This window comes from Nitrosarchaeum sp. (assembly GCF_025699065.1).
In the GTDB taxonomy this organism is placed as follows: domain Archaea; phylum Thermoproteota; class Nitrososphaeria; order Nitrososphaerales; family Nitrosopumilaceae; genus Nitrosarchaeum.
Map to the genome: position 1 here is coordinate 111,081 of NZ_JAILWF010000006.1, position 23,021 is coordinate 134,101.

The window sequence follows — 23,021 nt, forward strand, 5'->3', positions numbered from 1 at the left end:
CCTTGAGTACAAAACCAACTGATATGACGACATCTCATCTTACTAATATCGACTCGAAACCTATTGAATCGAAATACAAAATGATCGCAGAAAACGTTACAGTAAGTTATGACGGTATAGAAGCAGTGAAAAATGTCACAATGAAATTCAAAGAAAAATCTGTTACCGCATTGATTGGTCCATCTGGTTGTGGAAAAACTACGTTTCTTAGGTGTTTAAACAGAATGCACGATATGACAAAAAATGCTAAAGTTACCGGTAAAGTCATGATTGATGATATTGATCTTTATTCAAAAGATATTGATCCAATTTATCATAGAAGAAAAGTTGGAATGGTTTTCCAAAAACCAAACCCATTTCCAACAATGTCTATTTTTGATAATGTAACTGCAGGACTTCGACTAAATGGAATTCGCGATAAACGAATTCTAGATGAAATCGTTGAGGATTCTTTGAAGATGGCTTATCTGTGGGATGAAGTAAAAAATGATCTAAAAAAATCTGCAATTGAATTATCTGGTGGACAACAGCAACGTCTCTGTATTGCTCGGGCACTTGCAATACAACCTGAAGTGCTATTGATGGATGAACCAGCATCAGCACTTGACCCAATCGCCACTCAAAAAATTGAAGAAACAATTACAGAATTAAAAAAAGATTATGCTATTATCATTGTAACTCATAATATGCAACAAGCAATACGTGTTTCCGATTATACTGGATTCATGTATCTAGGTGACCTAATAGAATTTCGTGAAACAAAGAAACTATTTACAGATCCTAAAGACGAACTAACCGCAAAATATGTGCAAGGACATTTTGGTTAAATGACTCGTTTAATAGATCCATCGTTGCATAAGCTGTCATTTATCATGTCTGAAATGGGAGATATGGTAATTGAATCCATTTCTTTGGCTATTGATTCGTATCTGACAGGGACAAATACAAAAGATCAAGTTCTCAAATTATCTGATTCTATACGTGTAAAATACTATGAAGTAGAAGATCTCACATTTGATATGCTATTAAAATATCAACCTGTTGCAGATGACTTTAGATTAATTCGTTCATCCACAGAAATTTCATACGCATTTTCTAGATTTGGAAGGTATGCTTATGATATCACTCTTGTTCGTGATTTGTTTGGTGATGTATCTGAATGCACTAATGCATCACTTGTTGAATCTACAAAAAAAGTAAAACACATGATCAAAGAAGCTGTTTTATCCTTTGCTGAATTGGATATACGAAAAGCTATTGAAATTAGAGAAGATGAAAAATTCATTGATCGAATTTATCGTGAAAGATTACCAAAACTCATAGAATCTACTAATACTAGATGTGCTCTTGCTGAAGCCCTTTTGTTAAGATATTTAGAACGAATTGGTGATCATGCGGTATTTATGAGTGATGCAATTAATTATATTGTTACTGGCAAACACCGCCCAACCGATGAAAGAATTGCTTCACATACAAAAACTGAACAAAATTAACGATCATATTTTAATTATTTTTTAATATGTATTAACTCGTGAAAGTATTCGTAGATCTAAAAATTTACTCATTATCTAGATAACAGTTTTAACATCCATATCTTTACATTGAATTCATGGGACATATGTTTTCATGGATAAAATCAAATGATAAAGAAATTTTATTGATTCTTGATAATTTAGCTAAAAAAGCAGTTGAAACTGCTGAAGCACTAGTTGTTTTATTTTCAGATCTTAGTAATGTGGAACAACATGCAAAAATCAAACGACTTGAAAACGAAGCTGATGTTCTTACTCGTGATATTTTTTCTGAATTAAATAAAACATTCATCACTCCTCTAGATCGTGAGGATATGCAAAGAATAGCCTCAAAAATAGACGATGTGATTGATTTCATGGATGGAATTTCTGCAAGAACCCATAGTTACAAAATCACTACGACCCCTCCATATGCTTTAGAAATGGCAAGAGAATTGGTTAACGCAACAAAAGAAGTTCAATATATTGTATCAAAATTAAACAATATTAAAAATGCTCAAGATATGATATTGCATTGCAGAACTACAAGTAAAATCGAACATACTGTAGATGACTTGTATCGACAATCTATTGAAAAACTTTTTGAAAGTGATGACGCAATTCACATAATAAAACTAAAAGATATTTACGAAACAATGGAAACTGCATCTGATAGATGTGTTGATGTTGCAGACGTTATTGAAGATATAGTTCTAAAATACACTTAGTGATATTATGTATGAATTAGCTATAGGTGCAATAATAGCAGCATTAATTTTTGATTTTGTAAATGGTTTTAATGATGCTGCAAATTCTGTAGCTACTGTTATTGGTACTAGAGTTTTAAAACCAATACACGCCGTTTTGTTATCTGCAATTGCAAATTTTGCAGGACCATTTATTTTTGGAGTTGCAGTAGCTATGACAATATCTAAGGGAATAATCAATCCTGATGATGTTACTATCTACATGATTCTTGGGGGATTATCTGCAGCTATTACTTGGGGTGCTGTTTGCACTCACTTTGGTTTACCCATTTCAAATAGTCACTCTTTGATTGGAGGATTGATAGGGGCTGGAATTGCAGGAGTGGGAATTGAAAACTTGATTTTAGATGGACTCACTAAAACACTGACTGGAATTATAGTATCTCCTCTAGGGGGTATGGCAATAGGATTTCTTTTTGCTGGAATAATTATTACAGTATTTGCATCAAAACCTCCTCAAAAAGTAAATTACTCATTTGGAAAATTACAACTAATATCATCAGCATGGTTTGCATTAACCCATGGTGCAAACGATGGGCAAAAAGTAATGGGTATAATAGTTTTAATTTTATTCTCTGAGGGATTACTAACTGATGTTACTGATGTTCCAATATGGGTAATACTTGCAGCCGCATCAGCCATTGCCCTTGGAACGTTCTTTGGTGGCTACAAAGTAATCAAGACGCTAGGCATGAAAATTGCTAGGTTGAGACCTTATCAGGGCTTTGCAGCAGAAACGGGTGGTGGAATCGTGTTAGCAATATTTGCCTTTCTTGGAATACCTGCTAGCACAACTCATGCTATTACTGGCTCTATTATGGGTGCAGGTGCAGTTAGGAGAAGACGTGCAGTACGTTGGGGAGTTGGAAAAAGAATTGTCTTTGCTTGGTTGATTACTATTCCTGGTGCAGCTGCGATTGCATATGTGGTTACAATGATTATTCAGTATTTTGTACAGTGATGAAAAAGATTCTTTTTGTTTGTGTTGAAAATGCTGGAAGAAGCCAAATGGCTGAAGCGTTTTTTAAAAAATTCATGCCAAAAGGCTTTGAAGTTATTAGTGCAGGAACAAAACCTAGTGATAAAGTAAATCCAATTGTTTTGCAAGCAATGAACGAAATTGGAATTGATATGAAAAATCAAACTCCAAAAACTATCTCACAACAGATAATATCTGAATCTGAAAAAGCTGTAAACATGGGGTGTATAGACCAAGAATCATGTCCCGCATTATTTCTTAAAGATGTTCTTGATTGGCAAATCCCTGATCCTAAAGGAAAACCAATTGAACAAGTAAGAGAAATTCGTGATCAAATTAGATCAAATGTGATAGATTTGATCAAATCTCTTGAGGAAAAATAAAATGGCTTATTCTAACTTGCAAATTTTCATCGTAGAATTAATTGGCACTTTTATTCTTGTTGTATTTGCAACTGGTTCCATTGTGTATGATATGCAAACTGGTGGAACACTTGGAATTGCTTTTGCAGCCGTTGCACCATTTATCGCATTAGTTATCGGAATTTACTGTTTTGGCAAGGTGTCACTAGCTCATTTTAATCCGGCAGTAACTATTGGTTATTACATCACAGGACATATCTCTAAAATTCAGATAGTGGTTTACTTTGCAGCTGAGATCATTGGCGCATTAATTGGTTCATTGTTTGTAATGACCTTTATTGGAACAGAAGCAAATCTTGGTGCAAATGCCCCTAATTCTGACTTCTCTATATTTCTGATATTTCCTGTTGAGGTTTTAGCATCTGCTTTTCTTATGGCTGTAATCTTTACCGTAGTTTACACAAAAGGACTACGAGGATTCGGTGGAATAGCAATTGGTGGGATTGTTGGACTGGATATCTTTTTTTTGGCTTTTATCTCTGGCGCATCTATGAATCCTGCGAGAGCATTGGCGCCTGCATTGTTTTCTGGAGTATTTGAAAATTTATGGTTGTACTGGACTGCTCCATATGTAGGAACTGTAATTACAGCATTTTTATTTCGTAACAAATTTCGTAACCAAAAATAGCCTTCTAGCAATTATTACGAATAATAATGACTAAAAATAGAGTTGATTATTGTCAAAATCTCAAAAACTATTCAATGAATCTAAAAAAGTAATTCCTTCTGGTGTGAATAGTCCTGTTCGATATTTTGAGCCGTATCCATTTTTTGCAAAAAAATCAAATGGAGCATACATCTGGGATGAAGACAATCAAAGATACATTGATTTCTGTAACGGGTATGGTGCATTGCTCTTAGGACATAGACGTAAAGAAGTTCTAAGTGCCGTATCCAAACAACTAACACAAGGGACAATGTTTTGTACTCCTACTCAATCTGAAATAGAACTGTCAAAACTAATTGTTGGCAATTTTCCTTCAATTCAAAAAGTTCGACTTGTAAACACTGGAGGCGAAGCTACCATGACTGCTATAAGATTAGCTCGTGGTTTTACAAAAAAGAAAAAAATCATAAAGTTTGAGGGATGTTATCATGGTGCCCATGATTCTGTTTTAGTAAAAGCAGGCTCTGGTTCTGCACATAACGGAATTTCTGTTTCTGACGGTGGATTAGATGAGGTATCAAAAAATACACTTGTTGTACAATACAATAATTCCGAAGAACTTGAAAGAATAATATCAAAAAATAAAGACATTGCTGGCGTAATTGTTGAACCAATACTTGCAAACATGGGATTGATTTTACCTGAAAAGAATTTTTTATCTGAGATTAGAAAAATTACAAAAGACAATGATATCCCTTTAATTTTTGACGAAGTTGTCACTGGATTTAGAATCTCTCCTGGAGGGGCTCAACAACATTTTGGAATTAAACCCGATATCACAACTTTAGCAAAGGCTTTGGGAAGTGGCTTTACAGTTGCAGCAGTAGGTGGCAAAAAAGAGATTATGGATCTTCTTTCTCCTGGTGGCAAAGTTTACCAAGCAAGTACGTATGCAGGAAATCCAACATCTGTTAGTGCAGCCATAGCATCAATTAAGACAATCAATAAAATAAAAAATAAACTATATTCAAAACTTGAAAAATACAATATCATGCTTACTCATGCCATAGATGATATTGCAACTGACCTGAAAATACCACATCAAATTAACTTCACATCATCAATGTTTCAAATTTTCTTTACTGACAAACCTGTAGTAGATTATGCCTCATCAATGAATGCAGATGCAAAAAAATTCAAAAAAATGTTTTCTATATTATTAAAAAAAGGCATTTTTATTGCACCCTCTCAATTTGAAGTAGTTTTCTTATCTGATGCACACACAAAAATTGATCTAGAAAATACCATACATGCTTATGATGTTGCATTAAAATCGGTGAAGAATTGAAATATGTAATTGGTGCAAGAGGTAGTCAGCTATCTATCGCACAAACAAACTGGGTAAAATCTGAACTAAAAAAAATAAACCCAGATGCTGAATTTGAGATTAAAACAATTACAACTAAAGGCGATACTGACGCAAGACCATTATTTACAATTGATCAAAAAGGAATATTTGAAAAAGAGATTGACAGAGCAGTTGCTGACAATGAAGTTGACTTTGCCGTACACAGTCTCAAAGATGTTCCCTCACAATTAATTGATGACTTGATTCTATCATCAATTCCAAAACGAGAGATGGTAAATGATATTTTTATCTCATCTGATGGTACTAATCTTGATTCTGTAAAACCAGGAGCTGTTATCGGTACAAGTTCATTGCGACGAGCTGTACAAATAACCAGAAAGAGACCTGATGTTATAGTTCGTCCAATTCGTGGAAACATTGAAACCAGAATTAGGAAAGTCTTTGCAAATGAATTTGATGCCATAGTATTGGCACAAGCAGGAATCACAAGATTAGGAGTGGATACAACATTTACACGATTATCTATTGAAGATTTTTCGCCATCTCCTGGTCAGGGTGCTCTTGCAATTGTTTCACGAAAAAACGATTCTGATACAAATTCAATGTTGGCAAAGATTGAAGATTCTGACTCTAGATTGGAAATAGAAGCAGAACGTGCTCTTTCTGACTATGTTGATTCTGGATGCAGATTTCCAATTGGCGCATATGCTAAATCAAATGGCGATGAAATGACTTTGAGCGTTTCTGCTTTTTCTGTTGATGGTAAACAATCTCTTTTTGTTACAAAGTCTGGAAGCAAGTATGATCCTGTATCTTTAGGTAAGATCGTAGGAATGGAATTACGCAAGAAAGGCGTAAATGACCTTGCAATAAATTGGAGAAAAAAAGTGGAGGAATGGAACAAACAATGACAGGTAAGGTGTATCTTGTTGGGGCAGGTCCAGGTGATAGTAAACTGATCACATTAAGGGCAGTTGAACTATTGCAAAAAGCCGATGTTGTATTGTATGACAGATTGGTAAGCAAGAAAATAATTTCGATGATTCCAAAGAATGCTCAAAAAATATACGTAGGAAGGGCAGTAGGGGATGACACCACACACCAGAATAACACTAATGACTTGATGATAAAATTTGCAAAATCAAAGAAAAACATAGTTCGACTAAAGGGAGGTGATCCAATAATTTTTGGTCGAGGTGGCGAAGAAGCTGAATTTCTTAAGGAAAACAAAGTAAAATATGAAATTGTTCCTGGAATCACATCTGGAATTGGTTCTGCAACTTATGCTGGAATTCCACTAACTCATAGAAAGCATGCATCATCAGTAGTATTTGTTACAGGCCATGAAGATCCTGAAAAGAAAAATGAATCCGTAAAATGGAAACGTCTTGCAAAATCTGTTGATACCATTGTAATTATGATGGGCCTCTCACGACTTGATGTAATATGTAAACAACTTGTTGCAGGTGGATTAGATAAACAAACTCCTGTAGCTGTAATCCAAAATGGAACCACACCAAAACAAAAAATGATTATTGGTACTGTTTCTAATATTGCAAAACTTGTAAAGGCAAATAAAATCACACCTCCTACAAATATCATTATAGGAAAAGTTGTAGATTTATCTCAAGTTATAGGATGGAGAAAAAATGCTTAAAGGAAAAGTAATTGCAATAACTCGTTCAAAAGATGATTCTACTGAATTCATAGATTTGGTGACAAAAAATAACGCAATCCCAATCTCGTTACCAACTATTGAACTAGTTAGTAAGGGAGAAAAAATTGTAGATGAATTTTTGGAATCAGTAAAACAGTATAATCCAGATTACTCTGTATTTATGAGCTCAAAGGCTGTAACATTACTTTTTGATACTGCAAAAAAAATATCAAAATTTGAAAAACTTCAACTTGCTGTTGCAAATACTATAGTCATAGCAGTGGGGCCTAAAACAAAAATCGCACTAGAAAATGAGGGAATCAAAGTTGCCTATATGCCAAATATCTATTCCTCTGTAGGCGTTGGCGAATTATTTACAAAATTACATGCAGTTGGAAAAAAAGTAATTGTTCCAAGAAGTGGTGCTTCAACACCTTTTTTGAAAGAATTATTAGAAAAAATAGGAATTGATGTAAAGGAAATTCATCTCTATGATGTTTGTGCCTTTAGAGATACTTCTCAATGGAATGAATTTAGGGAATTATTTTCAAAAAACAAAGTAGATGGAATTGTATTTACTAGTGCATCATCTGTTAGAGCATTTTTTGAAATAATGACAAAAGATTATGATGAAAACTCATTGTTGGAAAATATGGCAAAATTATCAGTAATTTCAATTGGACCATTTACATCTGATGAGCTCAAAAAATTTAAAATTAAAAATACTATATCTCAAGTTCATACTGTCTCAGGTGCATTTGATACTGTGAAAACTATTTTTTCAATTACCTAGAATTTCCTGAAATTTTCATTATGACTGTATGATTTACTGATTGTTGACTTTGTTATTTTCGAAATAATTCTGAATCTGGCTAAATACCAAACTTTCATTTTGTATTACCATACTTTGACCTTTCTTTTTTCCGATCAACTTGCCAAAGACAAGTCATATGTATAGTTAATATATATCCGATATTTTATAATAAATCAGTGAATTCGCATATTATCTTACTATCTGTAGTTTTTAGTCTGTTTTTAGCTGGTACCGTATCAACTTACTCTTTTGCTGAAACCAACACTGTCGAAGTTGTTGAGAATAGAATAGTTACACTAGTTGGCGAAGGAGTTGATCCTGATGACGACACTCTAACATTTGAATGGGTGCAAGTTGATGGTGAACCAGTTAAATTATCATCAAAGAATGTTGCAATGCCAACATTCATGGCACCAGAGGTTGTAAACGGTCAAATCAAAGTCTTGACATTCACACTAACTGTAACTGACCCATTTGGTGCAGCAAGTTCTGATTCTGTTGAAGTTATTGTAAACCCAGTTAATCATGCCCCAATTGTAAGTGCAGGCAGAGATCAAGTCACATTTAAAACAATTAACGTAGTTACTCTAGTCAGCAGCGTTGTAGATCCTGATGGTGATTCATTGACCTATAACTGGAAACAGATTGCAGGTCAAACAATTCCGTTATCTTCTACTACTGGAAAATATCTAACCATTCTTCCAATGCATATTGATTATTCTCAAACCAATCCTCTAACATTCGAACTTACTGTTGAAGATGGCTTTGGTGGTGTAGGAAGTGACACCGTAAGCGTTTATCCATTAACTGGTCTTTTATCAAATAGATTAATTTCAATTCAAGCAGGCCCAATGCAAACTGTACATGAAGGAGAAACCGTTACACTTAGTGCAACTGGTCAAACCGCAAATGGACAACCAATAAGTTACTCTTGGGTACAACTAATTGGAACAGGAGTATCATTGAATGCATACACTGGTTCAACAGTCACATTTACAGCTCCTGATCTTCCAGATGAAACTGAAATGATTCTATCATTCCAAGTAACTGGTTATTCAGCTGGAAATGGATGGGCAAATGCATTGGCATTAGTTAAAGTAATTCCATCCAACGCTGGTCCATTAGCTGACGCAGGACCAGATCAAAGTGTAGGTGAAAAAGCATTAGTAAAATTAATTGGAACAGCTACTGATCCTGACGATGCTGAAAGCAAATTACGATATTCTTGGAAACAAACATCTGGAATGAATGTGCAATTATATGAACAGGCTTCATTCTCTGTGTATTTCTTCTCACCAATGATTAACACTAATTCTGAAACTCTAACTTTTGAACTAACTGTAACTGATCCTTCTGGCAACTCTGACAAAGACGATGTGTCTGTTGTTGTTAGCACTGTAAACTTGCCACCAAGAGCAAATGCAGGTCCAGATAGAAAGATTATTGGAGAATCACAAGTAACTGTAACTGGTTCAGGCTTTGATCCAGAAGGTCTGCCAATAACTTATGAATGGAAACAACTAGCCGGAGAAACAGTCACATTTGATACTACTAAACCAACATTCTCATTTAAAGCACCATCAGTAGTTTCTGGCGAAACTAAACGAATGGTATTCCAATTAACCGTAACTGACTCTGAAAACCAGAAGGGAAGTGATCAACTGATTCTCCTTGTAGTTCCAGAAAACAGTGCACCAATCGTAGATGCTGGCGTTGATCAAATTGCTGATGAGAGAACTATGGTTAATCTAGTTTGTTCAGCATATGACCCAGACGGTGATGCAGTCACATCAACATGGACTTCATCTAATAGTGATGTTGTAATTAATGCTCCTTCATCTCTAAGTACTTCTGTAACACTACCAGCAGTCACTGCCGACCAAACCATTAGCATGACATGTACTGCCTCTGATGGTAGATTGTCTTCATCTGATAGCATGAACATTAAAGTTGTAAACACATTGAATCTACCAATCATAGCAGATGCAGGTCCTGATCAAATCGTAAATGAGAATGTCAAGATTTCATTAGATGGCAGCAAGAGCAATGACCCAGAAGAACAAAAACTATCATACATGTGGACTCAAGTATCTGGTGAAACAGTAAAGTTGTCTTCAACATCTTCAGTAACCCCATCATTTACATCTCCAATTGTTGCAAATAACGAAATCAAGGTACTAGTCTTTGAACTCAAAGTCTTTGATGACAATGGTCGTTCATCAACTGATACTGTGACAATTACAGTTGATCCAGTTAACGCTGCACCAACAGCAACTGCAACTGCCAAACAATCTTAATTTCTTTAATTTTCATCCAAATTCTAATTGAATAGTTTTTCATTTTAATAGTAAAAGACTAATTCAGATTTAACATTTGAGTGATTGACTTGGTTTTGGATTGGTTGACTAGAGATGGAAAATTACTATTATCTGCCAGAATAGTCAGAACATTTTCTTATGGGTTTTTGAGCATGATTTTGGCAATTTATCTAAGCTTTATTGGATTTGACGAAATTTTAATTGGTTTTATTTTATCTGCAACTCTTGTTAATAGTATAATTTTTAATTTGTTTTCTAGTTTTTTTGCCGACCGTATTGGACGAAAAAAAGTTCTAATCATTTACGCATCACTTATGGGAATCTCTGGTGGAATATTCTTTGCAACTGAAAATTATTTTGCATTGATAATTGCTGCATTTATTGGAACGATAAATGTTACTGGATCAGAAACTGGAGCATTTTTGTCATTAGAGCAGGCAATCCTTCCACAAACTGTCAAAGACAACAAAAAAAGAAATACCATTTTTGGAATATACAATATGATTGGAACCTTTGCAATGGCTGGAGGTATCTTACTTGCTTCATTGCCGCAAATAATGCAAGATACCTTTGATTATTCTGCAATTGATTCATTCAAACCATTATTCGCGATATATTTACTTGCAGGAATTGTAGTTGTAATAATCTATTTTTTCTTTTCAAAAAACATTGAAGTCAAAAAACCACTTGACTCTAAATCATTCTCATCTAATCTATCTCCAAAATCAAAAAAGATTATTCTTAAAATGTCGTCTTTATTTGCATTAGATTCTTTTGCTGGGGGATTTGTGATTCAAAGCATCGTTGCTTTTTGGTTTTTTACAAAGTTTGGTGTAGACCTTACAACCCTGTCTATGATTTTTTCGATTGCAGGAGTGTTGACAGCAATCTCATTTTTCTTTGCAGCAAAGATTGCAGATAAGATAGGATTGATAAATACAATGGTTTTTACTCATATTCCGTCTAATGTTTTATTGATTCTAGTTGCAATTGCTCCTACTTTTCATATTGCACTTGCATTGTATTTGGCTAGAATGAGTTTATCTCAGATGGATGTTCCAACAAGACAAGCATACATTGTTGCAGTAGTCGAGGAAAATGAAAGAACTGCTGCTGCTGGAATAACAAACACATCGCGAAATATTGCACAATCTATTAGTCCGTCTATTACTGGTGCAATAATTCATTCTCTATGGTTTTCTGCTCCTTTTGTAATTGGTGGATTTTTAAAAATTATTTATGATGTTGGAATTTATGCTAGTTTTAGAAATACAAAACCATCTCATGAATCTGATTAGTGTGGTAAAATATAAAAAATCACAAGTATTGCATTTCATATCTTCACTAAATCTAGAACTAGAAAAAGTAAAACAGTGGTGAGAGATTTCAGTAAACTATCAAAAATAATCTGTAATTTTATACACGATATAGTGCTCAAATATTCACAAATTCAAGACTTTTCCAAACGGAAGTCCCCTGGATTAAAACAAGCCCTGAAATGGTGAGCGGGTCAACAAAATACTGATTGGGAAAAAAACCACAGCCATTATTATCATGACTAGTATGGCAGTTGCAATTACATTTGGTGTGTTTAACTGAAGACTTTGCTTGCATGCCATAATCCAGAGAATTATGCTCCAAATTATAAATGGAATATTAATTACTGTAATTATGGATATTGAACTAAAAAAATTCTCCATTGTAATATTTTCAGAAAATAAAGATAGAGCAATTACCTGAATTGGTGTGCCAATCAACAAACCTGGAATCAAAGCAAACTGTATTGCCGAAAAAACTCTTTTGAAATTTGATTGTGTTTTGTTTATCTTTTTTGAAATCTTAAGAACTAACCATGCCATAAGAAATGCTCCGCCGATACTTGATATGATCAAATAAAACTGATGTACGATTGTTTTATTTTCAGTATCTGACACTAGAAAACCCATAATATTGTCAAACTCCAAAAGTCCAACAAGCATTTGTATTCCTACAATAATTAGCGCTATTCCAAAATACTCTTTTTCGTTTTCAGTAATTTCAACAAATGCTTTTTTTGGATGAATGATGATGTCTTTGATTATAGAAACTTTCATAATTTGATAAACATGATTTGGTATTAAATTAAGATGCGTGTATTAATTTTAACATAAAAGTGGCCTAAACAATTTTTTACATAATTCTACAATTTTATGCCTAAAATTGGCTTTGTAATGACAAATAACATACATGTGATAATGTATGAAAATAAGCCGCGATTCTCATGGTTGGAACTAATATGACAATATTCAAAGATGTTATAATTTCGCCTCAAAAAGCGTTTGTTGAAATTGGCAATAATGGAAAAAAATATTTTCCTTTTGCTTTCGTTATTCTGTTAGGAACTGTAATTTCATCTCCAATTCTATCTTATTATGTTAATTCACAAATTTATTTTCATTTTGTTGAAGAAACATTGCCTTTTGATTTTTCATCAATCTTTTTTGAAATCGAGCTTGGATTTCTTTATGGTATTGGTTTTACATATTTGGCATATACTATTGGTAAAAAAATTGGAGGTCAAGGTTCATTCAAAGGTGTATTTTCTTCGTTATGTTTTGCCGCACTTCCAATTACGATTGTTGGATTTTTTATTCTCTTATCATTAGGATTTGTTTCACTGTCTAATTTTAAACACGGTGGTGCATTTTCACTGTATTACTTGATGATCATAGTAATTGTGATATGGGGATTTGTTTTAGGGTTATTTGCAATAATAAAATCTCATCAACTAAGCTTTTTGAAAGCAATCTTAACTATGCTTACATCAGGGGTCATCATAATTGCCATATCAATACCTATTTTGTTTTTAATAGAACTAAATGATCAAATCCCACATTTTAAAATATGATAATCATTTTCTTAGAGAAATTGAAGTGCTATAGTATAATTTGTAATTAATAACGACGGTAAACGTACTCCTCGTTATTGTAAACACTAAGCTTAAGTTCAAAAATCATTTACTGAATCATCATGGTAAATCATAAAGAATTTTCAATAATTATAGTGAGTTTGATGGTTAGTATTTTGTTAATTGGTTCTTTTGGCATTGTAAAATCTTTTGGACAAATCGAATCAGATTCTAAATATGCAATTCCTGATTGGACTAGAAATATTGCATTGTGGTGGTCTGAAGATCAAATCGATGATGCAACATTTTTGTCTGCAATGGAATACTTGGTTAATCAAAAAATAATCGTTGCTCCGCAGTTAGGACCACTGATAGATTATTGGCCACCATCAGAGTCACCCTCAGAGTCAATATCGCAAAAGCCTATCTCTGATTATTATCGTAAAGCAGCAAAACAATGGATTGCAAATGAAATGGAAGATTTTATCTATATTTCACATATTCAAGTGCTGATTTTTATAAAAAATAATTAATCTAAACTGAAAATCCACTAGAATATCCTACTGATACTTCAAATCATCCTAATCTTGCACAAGAACGTCACTATGTTCTTGATTATTTGAATTAATCAAAGTTATTACTTTCTTCTTTTAAGAAAATTTGTGAAACGTGTTCTAGTTATTGTTCCAATCGTCATCACAGTAATTGCTGTGGGAATTATTTTCATAGTGGATTCAGAAAAATTTCAATGTTTGTTGAAAGGCGGTATTATGTTACAAGGATTATCTTCTAAACCATGGTGTAATCTTCCTACATCTGATGCAGGGAAAGAATGTACAGATTTATCACAATGTCAAGGGTATTGTAAACCAAATAATGAATCTGAACTAAATAATGAAATCATTGGAATTTGTTCAGAATACATGACTTCTGTTGGATGTTTTGAATGGATCTATAATGGAACAATAGAGAAGATATGTGCTGATTAATTTATCACCCGACAGATGACTCATAATTTACATCACTGTTTAACAAACTTGCACGATATGTTGTAAGATTGAGAATTTCTTTATGAGTATCTTTGGTAATTCTAATTGTTGTAATGTCTTTCAATGCATATTTGATATATCTTGAAATAATTAAAGGCTCAGAATTTTGTTTAGCTATACTTTAGAATTTAGCTTAAGCTATTTAGCTGTGCCTATTTTTCCTCATGTATTTATAATATAACGATGTTATGGTATGCATGGCTACAGAAAATCTAAACATGGATTATACAAAATATGATTTTAAAGACTCTACTGACTTGTATGTACATCTCAGTAAAAAAGGACTCTCAAAAGAGACTGTTATTGCAATTAGCAAAATGAAAGATGAACCACAATGGATGCTTGACTTTAGATTAAGATCTTTTGAAATCTTCATGAAAAAGCCAATGCCAACTTGGGGCGGAGATCTTAGCGTTATTGATTTTCAAAATATTTACTATTATGCAAAAGCAACTGAGAAAACTGAAAAGAGCTGGGATGATGTTCCAGCTGAAGTAAAAGCTACTTTTGATAAATTAGGAATTCCAGAAGCTGAAAAGAAATTTTTGGCAGGTGTTGGTGCACAATACGAATCAGAAGTTGTTTATCATAGTCTAAGAGAAGACTTGGCAAAACAAGGTGTCTTGTTTTTGGATACTGACTCTGCACTAAAACAATATCCTGAAATCTTCAAAAAATATTTTGGTAAAATTATTCCTCCAGAGGACAACAAGTTTGCAGCATTAAACAGTGCAGTATGGAGTGGTGGTTCATTTATCTACATTCCACCAGGAGTCAAAGTTGACATGCCATTACAAGCATATTTCAGAATTAATGCTGAAAACATTGGGCAATTTGAGAGAACACTAATAATAGCTGATGAAGGTTCTGAGGTTCACTATATCGAAGGATGTACTGCCCCTGTTTATTCTTCGGAATCATTACATTCAGCAGTAGTTGAACTAGTAGCACACAAAGATGCAAAATTACGTTACACTACAATCCAAAACTGGAGTAGTGATGTGTATAATCTAGTTACAAAACGTGCTTATGCATATGAAGGTGCAACTGTAGAATGGATTGATGGAAACATTGGAAGTAAACTCACAATGAAATATCCTGGAATCTATTTACTAGGTGAGCGAGCATATGGCGAAACACTCTCAATTGCTTTTGCAGGAAAAGGACAACACCAAGACACGGGTGCCAAAATGGTTCATCTTGCACCAAATACCACATCAAAAATTACATCAAAATCTGTTAGCAGATTAGATGGAAGATCAACTTACAGAGGATTACTTAATGTTGCAAAGGGCGCAACTAATGTAAAATCAACTGTAAGATGTGATGCATTACTATTAGACGATACATCAAAAACTGATACATATCCTTACATGGAAATTAATCAAGAAGATGCAACAATTACCCATGAAGCAACTGTAGGAAAAATCGGGGATGAACAAATTTTCTATCTGATGACTAGAGGTTTTACAGAAGAAGAAGCATTATCTTTGATTGTCAATGGATTCATGGAACCATTCACAAAAGAATTACCAATGGAATACGCAGTAGAATTAAATCGCCTTATCAAATTAGAGATGGACGACTCAGTGGGTTAAACCACTCACTTTCAATTTCGATTAATCATGTCTCAAACACTATCGCAAATTAACTCTCGACATGTTGAAGAAATCTCTTCATCACGAAATGAACCTGATTGGTTAAAGAAATATCGACAGAGTTCATTATCCATTTATGACTCATTACCAATTGAGACATCTCCATTATACAACAAATACACTGACGCAAAAAAAATGGATCCTCAACAAGTTTCATTTTCTGCAACTACAACTAGTAACGTACCATCCTTTCTTCAAAAAAGATTATCTGAATTAGAAAAAGAGACTAGCATAATCCAAATCGGGAGTAATACCCACAAAATTCACATCTCAGATGATCTAAAATCAAAAGGATTGGTAATCACTTCAATTGATGATGCAATAAAAAATAATTCTGATCTAGTAAAAAAAGCACTCGAGGCATCAAATTCAAAAGAAGATAAGTTTACTGCACTAAACAATGCCGCATTTAATTCAGGAATCTTTATCCACATTCCACGTAATCTAATACTTGAAAAACCGATTCATATCTTATCTTGCTTATCTGATGATGGAATTTCAACCATTGCAAGAAATGTTATCTTTGCAGATGAAAGCAGCAAGGCAGTAATAATTCAGGAATTATATTCATTTAAAGCACAAAAACAACAAGCATACCTTGAATTATTAAACACAAACATTGCTGCAAACGCACAACTCGATGTTACAACATTACAAATGATGGACCAAACAACTGTAAACTTTTCTACTAGACGAACTGATTTGGGGCAAGATGCCAAAGTCAACTGGTATTCTGGTTTATTTGGTTCAATGCTGTCTAGATACAAAATAGAATATTTCCTTAATGGAACTGGTGCATCCTCAAATGACTCTGAGGTGATATTTGGAAACAATGAGCAATCTTTTGATATTCAAACAAACGTGAATCATGAAAGCCCATCAACTGATGCTAGAGTAGTTGAAAAATCAATTCTAAGAAACAAATCAAAATCCCTTTTCAAAGGAATGATTAGAATTAAAGAAAAAGCAACAAAATCAAATTCATTTCTGTCTGGACGTTCTATCTTACTTGATAAGGATGCAAAATCTGATGCCATTCCAGGACTGGAAATTTTCACTAACGATGTTAAAGCAACACATTCTGCTTCTGTTGCCCAAATTGATGAGGAACAGATTTTCTACCTAAAAACAAGATGTTTGACTGAAGCTGAGGCTGAAAGAACAATTATTGAAGGATTCTTGGAACCGTTATCTCGAAAAATGTCCTACCAGGTTAGAGCATGGATTGCATACTTGATTGAATCTAAATGGGAATCACGAGAATTAACAATTAACACTGATGAGGAGCTCACAAAGTTTGTTGAAATTGAAGAAACACGTTACAACGAAGATTCTGAAATTGAGCAGCATTACAAGTATCGGTGATTAATGTGACTCAGTGGATTAAAGCTTGTAAATTAGACCAAGTAAAGACAGGTCAGCTTTTTGGATTTACTTATGATGATAAAAAAATTCTTTTGGCAAATCAAAAAGGAAAAATTTTTGCAACTGATCTAATATGTACTCATGCAGATGCAGATCTTTCTACAGGATTTCTCACCGATGAAGGTGTGAGATGTCCACTACATCTTTCTGTTTTTAATTTGCAAAATGGTAAACCTGAAAATCTTCCTGCTGAAATACCATTAAACACATACAATGTTAAAATAGATCAAAACGAGATCTATGTGGAGGTTTAGAAATGCAAAGTGCACAAACTACTTTTGAGAATTTACGAAAAGATTTTCCTATCTTACAACGTATAGTTAGAGATAATAAAACACTTGTGTATCTAGATAATGCGTCTACAACACAAAAACCAAACCAAGTAATTGATGCAATTACTGATTATTATAGAAATCATAACGCAAACATTCACAGAGCAGTCTATGCTCTAGCAGAAGAGGCAACTGAACTTTATGAATCTACTAGAGATAAAATTGCAAATTTTATACACATACCAAATAGAGAAGAGATTATTTTTGTTAGGGGAACTACAGAAGCAATTAATCTAGTTGCATATGCATGGGGACGAAATCATATCCAAAAAGATGACATCATAGTTACAACTGAATATGAACATCATAGCAATATAGTACCTTGGCAGCTCTTAACGCAAGAAAAAGGAGCCAAGTTAGTATACATTGGAATGGCTGATAATGGAGAGCTAATTTTAGATGATCTTGATAAATATCTTGCAACAGGTAAAGTCAAACTTGTAACATTTAGTCTAATGTCTAATGTTCTTGGTACCATTACTGATGCAGAAAAAATAATCTCAAAATGTAAAGAACATGGTGTGCTTACTCTAGTAGATGGTGCACAAGCTGTTCCTCACATGCCAGTAAACGTTGAGAAACTTGGTTGTGACTTTTTTGCATTTTCTGGTCATAAAATGCTAGGACCTACAGGAATCGGAGTTTTATGGGTACGAAAATCGGTATTGGAATCTATGAATCCATTTCATGGCGGTGGTGATATGATAAGAGAAGTTCACAAATACGAAACTACCTGGAATGATTTACCTTACAAATTTGAAGCTGGTACTCCCAACATTGCAGATGTTATTGGATTAGGTACTGCCATTGACTATCTTACAAAACTTGGGATGGAAAATGTACGAGAACATGAAATTGAACTTACCACTTATGCTATTGAAAAACTATCTCAGGTAAAGGGACTTACGATTTATGGCACAAAAGATATTTCTAAAAGAGGCGGTGTGATATCATTTAATTTTTCAGATGTTCATCCTCATGATGTAGCACAAATCATAGATGAAGAAGGAATTGCAGTCCGTTCAGGACATCATTGCGCTCAGGTATTAATGGAAAGACTAAATGTTGCAGCTACATCTCGAGCAAGTTTTTACATTTACAATACTAAAGAAGAGGTTGACTCTTTAATTACTGCATTAACTAAAGTTGCGAGGATCTTCAAATTATGAGCGGCAATGCAGACATTTATCATGAGATGATAATTGATTATTCAAGAAACCCAATTAATTTTGGTAAGATAGAAAATCCAGATGTCACTTTTCATGATTCTAATCCATTATGTGGTGACAGTATTGACATTGATATGAAAATTACAGATAACAAGGTATCTGATATCAAATTTCATGGCAAAGGCTGTGCTATCTGTATGGCATGTTCTTCAGTATTAACAGAAATTACAAAAGGTAAGGGCATTGATGAAGTTCGAAATATTACTAAACATGATGTATTAAGTGAGCTTGGATTAGAACACTTGCAAGCAGTTCGCATAAAATGTGCTTTGCTTTCACTTAAAGTATTGAAATCTGCTCTATACTCTTATCTTGGAACTCATATGAAAGATTCTCAAGATGTCGATAAGTTAAAAGAAGAGGCAGCAAACCTGTACTGATATGGGCAGCTTTGTTCCTGTAACTCCTATTCAACTTCAAATCAGAAAAATAATTTTTGAAAACCATAATGATGTTGATGAAAAATTTACTAATGATGAAATTTTTGAAAAGATAAAACAGAACGGTGATCTGGATCCTTCTTGGATAATAGATGACATTGAATCATATTTTATGGATATTTGCAATTCTGGTCTTGCAAGAAATATTGCACAAAATTTTACAACGATTTGGATGAAGCTGTTTGAACCTATGAAAAAACAACATTGCAATGCATGTAATTTAGATGTGTATCTTGGAATGAGTGAAAAGCAGATTTGCCCTAATCCTTCGTGTAATTCAACTATTTGATCTGTATTTTGTAGCTGCTTCTTCCAGTGCTTTTATCATTGGTAGTCTTTCACCTGTTAGATAAAGAACCAGTGCTCCACCTGCAGTACTAATATGATCTATTTGTTCTGCAAGTCCATATCTTTTTAATGCGGATGTCAAATGACCTCCACTAACTATTGTTGTTGCCATGGAATTTGCAACTGATGTAAGCAATCCCTTTGTTCCAAAGCTAAAGTTTTCTTTCTCGAAGAATCCTGCAGGTCCACTTATGAAAACAGTTCCTGCACCCGCAATTAATTTTGAATAATGTTCAACCGTTTTTGGTCCCAGATCGTAAATTTTGTCTCCAACCTCAAGTTCTCGTACATCCATCTCTACCCTGTCTCCATCTTTGTCAATTGCAATGTCTACTGGCGTTGAAAAAACATCTGGATACTCACCAATAAGAGCATGGGCTTTAGATACTACCTCGTCCTCTCTTTTTATTCCCAATGGATAACGAATTCTTCCTTGCGCACGCATGAAGACATTTCCGATTAATCCTGTTAACAATACATGGTCTGCGCGACCATTTTGAATCAGTAATTTTATTGCCTCTAATCTGTCAGGAACCTTGGAACCTCCTAGCACTATTACATGCGGTGCTTTTGCAACGGTCATTATCTCGTCGAGGTTTCTTACTTCTCTTTCTACAATTCTTCCTGCACATGCTGGAAGAACATAAGGAAATCCGACTATAGACGGATGTGATCTATGTGCACTAGGAAATGAATCCAAAACACAAAGATCAAACAACTTTGATAATCTGCTAACCATAATTGTGTTTGCGGCTTCCTGTTGTGTGAATTCATAATTTTCTTCAGCACATAAACGTAAATTGTCTAAAAGTAATATTTCGCCATTTTTCAAATTCTTTATTTCATTTTGTGCAGCAATGCCAATGACATCTTCTACGTATTTGATTTTCTTACCCATTAATTTTTCAAGAACTTTGGCATGATTATCCATTCCAGTATAATCTTTATTTCCGACTCTCCCTTGATGAGAGGCAACAACAACTTTTGCTTCTTCTAGCGATTTTAAGGTCTCAATGGCTTCTTCAATACGTTTAGTTCCGGAGATCTCCATAGTGTCAGGATCTATGGGACAATTCATGTCAACTCGCAAAAAAACGGTTTTACCTTTTAGGTCAAAATCATCTAATGTGAGTACCTTCACGCCTCTTCTATTATCCCCTTGGTTAAATTCTTTAGCCGATCTTTTTTATTATGCTTTGATATATTTTGAAAATCTTTTCAATGCTTATCTACTTGAGAAAAATTAAAAATAGTATACTTGAGGTTTAATTGATTGCAAAATTGGATTTTTGATATAAGGTCTAGATCATTTGTATTGCTTGTATTTTCATTTCTAATTTTATCTATGTTGGTATATTTTCAAATTACAGAAAGCTTTGATCAATATGTAATTTCTTTTGTTGCAAATAATGATGATAATCCTACATTAGACATTATGATGCAAATCATTACGGAAAGCGGTGATGCACTTTGGATGCTTGGATTTGGCATATTGATGCTTTTGATAAAAAAGACAAGGAGAATTGGAATTACTTTGATGATTTTAATCGTCTTATCAACATTGCTTACTGGATACATAAAATGTGGAGTGGACAGAGATAGACCTGATTTTGAATATGTTGGTACTCCATTTCCAGTTGAAATAAGTCATGATACATTTGCTTTGTTTTGTGAAGGTGGATACAATGCATCTTATCCCTCTGGGCATGCGGCTAGAGCAATAATATTTGGAATAGTGCTTGGATTTGCCTTGTCTGAACGATTCCCTAGGGGATGTTATTTGTTGCTACTTTACCCCTTATTGGTATCAATAAGCAGGGTCTATGTTCTCCAGCATTTTCCAATGGATGTGATTGGAGGTACAGTTCTTGGTATAATGCTAGCTGGTGTAATGGCTAAAAGGACAAAATTATACAAAATATTTGAAAAATCAAAAGCCTAACTCTGTTAATGTTTTATTGCTAATCAAAACTATGGCATAATGATCCTTGTCGTGATGATATGTCCAATATTTTATATCTCTTATTTCATTTTTTTGTCTAAGACCATGTGTGACCCCTGTTGTTACTGTATATCCAATTCTTTTTGCAATCTTTGATTCCTTTGGCATTAGAACTTTGAAACCCTCTTTTTGATTATTGAATCCAATTTTTACCATATCGTCAACAGCATCCGATGCATCTTTGACATCTTTGAGATCATATGTCTTAGCTATTGGCAAATCCTTTGGATGAAAATCCATTCTTTTTTTATATTTTTCTATACTAATATTTTTTTAAAAAGCTGTTTTTGCGATCAAAGTATGTTAATTTTCTTAACTGGTAAGTCAAATCATGATTATATTAACAACTTAACCGACAGATTTGTCTTGAATCAAACATTGGCATCACTAGAAAAATTAGTAGTTAAACTACGACAAAAGAAACAACAAGCAACTAATTTAAGAAAAAAGTCTGAAAGACAACTCCAACAGTTGCGATCACTTGAAAGAAGATCGTCATCTGGCTTGCATTCTATTGATAGAAAAATTGAATCTGAAAAGGAAGATGTGACTGATGTCTCTGGAGTACTTAATCAAAAAACATCTCAATTAGAAAGTATTGAAAGATTAATTGTGTCTGCAAACGAGCGTCTAAACAGTGAAAAAGAATCTTTAACTAATTTTGAACAAGAGTTGGAATTTGCTAAAAACCCAGAAGAGGAACAAAATGCAAGATTTAGAATTAATATGATTCAGGACCACATTCAAGAGCTAGAATCTGAGATAAAAATTAGGGAAAAAATGGCAAGAAAGATCTCAGATGAGATAGCACAAATCAATGACGTTAAATCAAAAATAAGCACAAAAATCCAAAAACAGACTAAATCCAAGCCCTCTTTGCGAGAAACAATGAGTAAAAGTCGAAAGGCAGCTGAAAAACTTGCCAAGGATTTGGAGAAAAAAACTAGAGCAGAGGAAAATGCTGCAAAAGCACTTGAAAAAGCATCTTCGACTCTTCAAGCAATATTGGCTAAAAAACGAAAATTATCAAAACTAAAAGCTGCAAAGGCCTCAAAGAAAAAGTCCAAAGCTCCATCAAAGAAGGCCTCAAAGAAAAAGTCCAAAGCTCCATCAAAGAAGGCCTCAAAGAAAAAGTCCAAAGCTCCATCAAAGAAGGCCTCAAAGAAAAAGTCCAAAGCTCCATCAAAGAAGGCCTCAAAGAAAAAGT

26 protein-coding genes are annotated in these 23,021 nt (G+C 33.9%); 23 read left to right on the forward strand and 3 right to left on the reverse strand.

Going from position 1 to position 23,021, the window contains the following annotated elements; all coding sequences use genetic code 11:
- The first annotated feature begins 80 nt into the window (after positions 1–80).
- The 12 genes from pstB to K5782_RS08040 all read left to right on the forward strand — a co-directional run bounded on the left by pstB (position 81) and on the right by K5782_RS08040 (position 11,742).
- Entirely contained in the window at positions 81–827 is a 747-nt protein-coding gene (gene pstB, locus K5782_RS07985) for a phosphate ABC transporter ATP-binding protein PstB (RefSeq protein ID WP_366069568.1), read from the forward strand.
- Positions 828–1,493, forward strand: coding sequence for a PhoU domain-containing protein (locus tag K5782_RS07990; RefSeq protein WP_179365935.1), 666 nt, complete (start codon positions 828–830; stop codon positions 1,491–1,493). It begins immediately after the preceding gene.
- A gap of 116 nt (positions 1,494–1,609) precedes the next feature.
- Positions 1,610–2,239: a DUF47 family protein gene (locus K5782_RS07995; RefSeq protein WP_297465586.1), complete on the forward strand. Its 630-nt coding sequence runs from the start codon at positions 1,610–1,612 to the stop codon at positions 2,237–2,239.
- 7 nt (positions 2,240–2,246) lie between these two features.
- Positions 2,247–3,239 (forward strand): inorganic phosphate transporter, encoded by a 993-nt coding sequence (locus tag K5782_RS08000; RefSeq protein WP_297465588.1) that lies wholly within the window; start codon positions 2,247–2,249, stop codon positions 3,237–3,239.
- Positions 3,239–3,640, forward strand: a complete 402-nt coding sequence (locus K5782_RS08005) for an arsenate reductase ArsC (RefSeq protein WP_297465590.1) — start codon at positions 3,239–3,241, stop codon at positions 3,638–3,640. Before K5782_RS08000 ends, K5782_RS08005 begins: the two co-directional genes overlap by 1 nt.
- A gap of 1 nt (position 3,641) precedes the next feature.
- Complete coding sequence (locus K5782_RS08010; RefSeq protein WP_297465592.1) at positions 3,642–4,307, forward strand: aquaporin; 666 nt, start codon at positions 3,642–3,644, stop codon at positions 4,305–4,307.
- A 49-nt stretch (positions 4,308–4,356) separates the two neighbouring features.
- Positions 4,357–5,634 carry a glutamate-1-semialdehyde 2,1-aminomutase gene (hemL, locus tag K5782_RS08015; protein ID WP_297465594.1) on the forward strand — a complete coding sequence of 426 codons (1,278 nt, stop codon included), beginning with the start codon at positions 4,357–4,359 and terminating at the stop codon, positions 5,632–5,634.
- Positions 5,631–6,566, forward strand: coding sequence for a hydroxymethylbilane synthase (hemC, locus tag K5782_RS08020; RefSeq protein ID WP_297465596.1), 936 nt, complete (start codon positions 5,631–5,633; stop codon positions 6,564–6,566). The genes hemL and hemC overlap by 4 nt, the downstream gene beginning before the upstream one ends.
- Complete coding sequence (cobA, locus tag K5782_RS08025; RefSeq protein WP_297465598.1) at positions 6,551–7,312, forward strand: uroporphyrinogen-III C-methyltransferase; 762 nt, start codon at positions 6,551–6,553, stop codon at positions 7,310–7,312. The genes hemC and cobA overlap by 16 nt, the downstream gene beginning before the upstream one ends.
- Entirely contained in the window at positions 7,305–8,105 is an 801-nt protein-coding gene (locus tag K5782_RS08030) for a uroporphyrinogen-III synthase (RefSeq protein WP_297465601.1), read from the forward strand. The genes cobA and K5782_RS08030 overlap by 8 nt, the downstream gene beginning before the upstream one ends.
- A 197-nt stretch (positions 8,106–8,302) precedes the next feature.
- Entirely contained in the window at positions 8,303–10,423 is a 2,121-nt protein-coding gene (locus K5782_RS08035; protein WP_297465603.1) for an Ig-like domain-containing protein, read from the forward strand.
- 80 nt (positions 10,424–10,503) lie between these two features.
- Positions 10,504–11,742, forward strand: a complete 1,239-nt coding sequence (locus tag K5782_RS08040) for an MFS transporter (RefSeq protein ID WP_297465605.1) — start codon at positions 10,504–10,506, stop codon at positions 11,740–11,742.
- Positions 11,743–11,925: 183 nt separating this feature from the next.
- Here the strand turns inward: K5782_RS08040 and K5782_RS08045 are convergent, their stop codons facing one another.
- Positions 11,926–12,537: a Yip1 family protein gene (locus K5782_RS08045; protein ID WP_297465607.1), complete on the reverse strand. Its 612-nt coding sequence runs from the start codon at positions 12,535–12,537 to the stop codon at positions 11,926–11,928.
- A 167-nt stretch (positions 12,538–12,704) separates the two neighbouring features.
- Between K5782_RS08045 and K5782_RS08050 the strand changes: the two genes are divergently transcribed.
- The 9 genes from K5782_RS08050 (at position 12,705) to K5782_RS08090 (ending at position 19,753) form a co-directional block, all read left to right on the forward strand.
- On the forward strand, positions 12,705–13,331 hold the full coding sequence (locus tag K5782_RS08050) for a YIP1 family protein (protein WP_297465609.1): 627 nt from the start codon (positions 12,705–12,707) through the stop codon (positions 13,329–13,331).
- A gap of 122 nt (positions 13,332–13,453) precedes the next feature.
- The gene (locus K5782_RS08055) at positions 13,454–13,864 is read left to right on the forward strand and encodes a hypothetical protein (RefSeq protein ID WP_297465612.1); all 411 of its coding nucleotides are present in this window, start codon (positions 13,454–13,456) and stop codon (positions 13,862–13,864) included.
- Between the two features lie 129 nt (positions 13,865–13,993).
- A complete protein-coding gene (locus tag K5782_RS08060; protein WP_297465614.1) occupies positions 13,994–14,320 on the forward strand; it encodes a hypothetical protein in 327 nt (108 codons plus the stop codon).
- Between the two features lie 257 nt (positions 14,321–14,577).
- A complete protein-coding gene (gene sufB / locus K5782_RS08065) occupies positions 14,578–15,978 on the forward strand; it encodes a Fe-S cluster assembly protein SufB (protein ID WP_297465616.1) in 1,401 nt (466 codons plus the stop codon).
- 27 nt (positions 15,979–16,005) lie between these two features.
- A complete protein-coding gene (gene sufD / locus K5782_RS08070; protein ID WP_297465618.1) occupies positions 16,006–17,403 on the forward strand; it encodes a Fe-S cluster assembly protein SufD in 1,398 nt (465 codons plus the stop codon).
- Positions 17,400–17,717 carry a non-heme iron oxygenase ferredoxin subunit gene (locus K5782_RS08075; RefSeq protein WP_366069561.1) on the forward strand — a complete coding sequence of 106 codons (318 nt, stop codon included), beginning with the start codon at positions 17,400–17,402 and terminating at the stop codon, positions 17,715–17,717. Before sufD ends, K5782_RS08075 begins: the two co-directional genes overlap by 4 nt.
- 2 nt (positions 17,718–17,719) lie before the next feature.
- A complete protein-coding gene (locus tag K5782_RS08080) occupies positions 17,720–18,964 on the forward strand; it encodes a cysteine desulfurase (protein WP_297465622.1) in 1,245 nt (414 codons plus the stop codon).
- Entirely contained in the window at positions 18,961–19,404 is a 444-nt protein-coding gene (locus tag K5782_RS08085) for an iron-sulfur cluster assembly scaffold protein (RefSeq protein ID WP_179365949.1), read from the forward strand. Before K5782_RS08080 ends, K5782_RS08085 begins: the two co-directional genes overlap by 4 nt.
- A 1-nt stretch (position 19,405) precedes the next feature.
- Positions 19,406–19,753, forward strand: a complete 348-nt coding sequence (locus K5782_RS08090) for a hypothetical protein (RefSeq protein ID WP_297465626.1) — start codon at positions 19,406–19,408, stop codon at positions 19,751–19,753.
- On the opposite strand, the gene pgk is transcribed toward K5782_RS08090, so the two are convergent.
- Positions 19,742–20,953, reverse strand: a complete 1,212-nt coding sequence (gene pgk / locus K5782_RS08095; protein ID WP_297465628.1) for a phosphoglycerate kinase — start codon at positions 20,951–20,953, stop codon at positions 19,742–19,744. The genes K5782_RS08090 and pgk overlap by 12 nt on opposite strands.
- 132 nt (positions 20,954–21,085) lie before the next feature.
- Here pgk and K5782_RS08100 point away from each other — a divergent pair, with 132 nt between their 5' ends.
- Entirely contained in the window at positions 21,086–21,754 is a 669-nt protein-coding gene (locus tag K5782_RS08100) for a phosphatase PAP2 family protein (protein ID WP_297465630.1), read from the forward strand.
- Here K5782_RS08100 and K5782_RS08105 read toward each other — a convergent pair.
- Complete coding sequence (locus tag K5782_RS08105) at positions 21,743–22,054, reverse strand: hypothetical protein (RefSeq protein ID WP_297465632.1); 312 nt, start codon at positions 22,052–22,054, stop codon at positions 21,743–21,745. The genes K5782_RS08100 and K5782_RS08105 overlap by 12 nt on opposite strands.
- Positions 22,055–22,180: 126 nt before the next feature.
- Here K5782_RS08105 and K5782_RS08110 point away from each other — a divergent pair.
- Positions 22,181–23,021, forward strand: an 841-nt coding sequence (locus tag K5782_RS08110) for an ATPase V (protein ID WP_297465634.1), incomplete at its 3' end; no start/stop codon positions are given.

Coding starts and splice junctions, on each gene's coding strand:
- pstB (WP_366069568.1), top strand. CDS start 81: ATGATCGCAGAAAACGTTACAGTAAGTTATGACGGTATAGAAGCAGTG.
- K5782_RS07990 (WP_179365935.1), top strand. CDS start 828: ATGACTCGTTTAATAGATCCATCGTTGCATAAGCTGTCATTTATCATG.
- K5782_RS07995 (WP_297465586.1), top strand. CDS start 1,610: ATGGGACATATGTTTTCATGGATAAAATCAAATGATAAAGAAATTTTA.
- K5782_RS08000 (WP_297465588.1), top strand. CDS start 2,247: ATGTATGAATTAGCTATAGGTGCAATAATAGCAGCATTAATTTTTGAT.
- K5782_RS08005 (WP_297465590.1), top strand. CDS start 3,239: ATGAAAAAGATTCTTTTTGTTTGTGTTGAAAATGCTGGAAGAAGCCAA.
- K5782_RS08010 (WP_297465592.1), top strand. CDS start 3,642: ATGGCTTATTCTAACTTGCAAATTTTCATCGTAGAATTAATTGGCACT.
- cobA (WP_297465598.1), top strand. CDS start 6,551: ATGGAACAAACAATGACAGGTAAGGTGTATCTTGTTGGGGCAGGTCCA.
- K5782_RS08030 (WP_297465601.1), top strand. CDS start 7,305: ATGCTTAAAGGAAAAGTAATTGCAATAACTCGTTCAAAAGATGATTCT.
- K5782_RS08045 (WP_297465607.1), bottom strand. CDS start 12,537: ATGAAAGTTTCTATAATCAAAGACATCATCATTCATCCAAAAAAAGCA.
- K5782_RS08050 (WP_297465609.1), top strand. CDS start 12,705: ATGGTTGGAACTAATATGACAATATTCAAAGATGTTATAATTTCGCCT.
- K5782_RS08055 (WP_297465612.1), top strand. CDS start 13,454: ATGGTAAATCATAAAGAATTTTCAATAATTATAGTGAGTTTGATGGTT.
- sufB (WP_297465616.1), top strand. CDS start 14,578: ATGGCTACAGAAAATCTAAACATGGATTATACAAAATATGATTTTAAA.
- sufD (WP_297465618.1), top strand. CDS start 16,006: ATGTCTCAAACACTATCGCAAATTAACTCTCGACATGTTGAAGAAATC.
- K5782_RS08080 (WP_297465622.1), top strand. CDS start 17,720: ATGCAAAGTGCACAAACTACTTTTGAGAATTTACGAAAAGATTTTCCT.
- K5782_RS08085 (WP_179365949.1), top strand. CDS start 18,961: ATGAGCGGCAATGCAGACATTTATCATGAGATGATAATTGATTATTCA.
- K5782_RS08090 (WP_297465626.1), top strand. CDS start 19,406: ATGGGCAGCTTTGTTCCTGTAACTCCTATTCAACTTCAAATCAGAAAA.
- K5782_RS08105 (WP_297465632.1), bottom strand. CDS start 22,054: ATGGATTTTCATCCAAAGGATTTGCCAATAGCTAAGACATATGATCTC.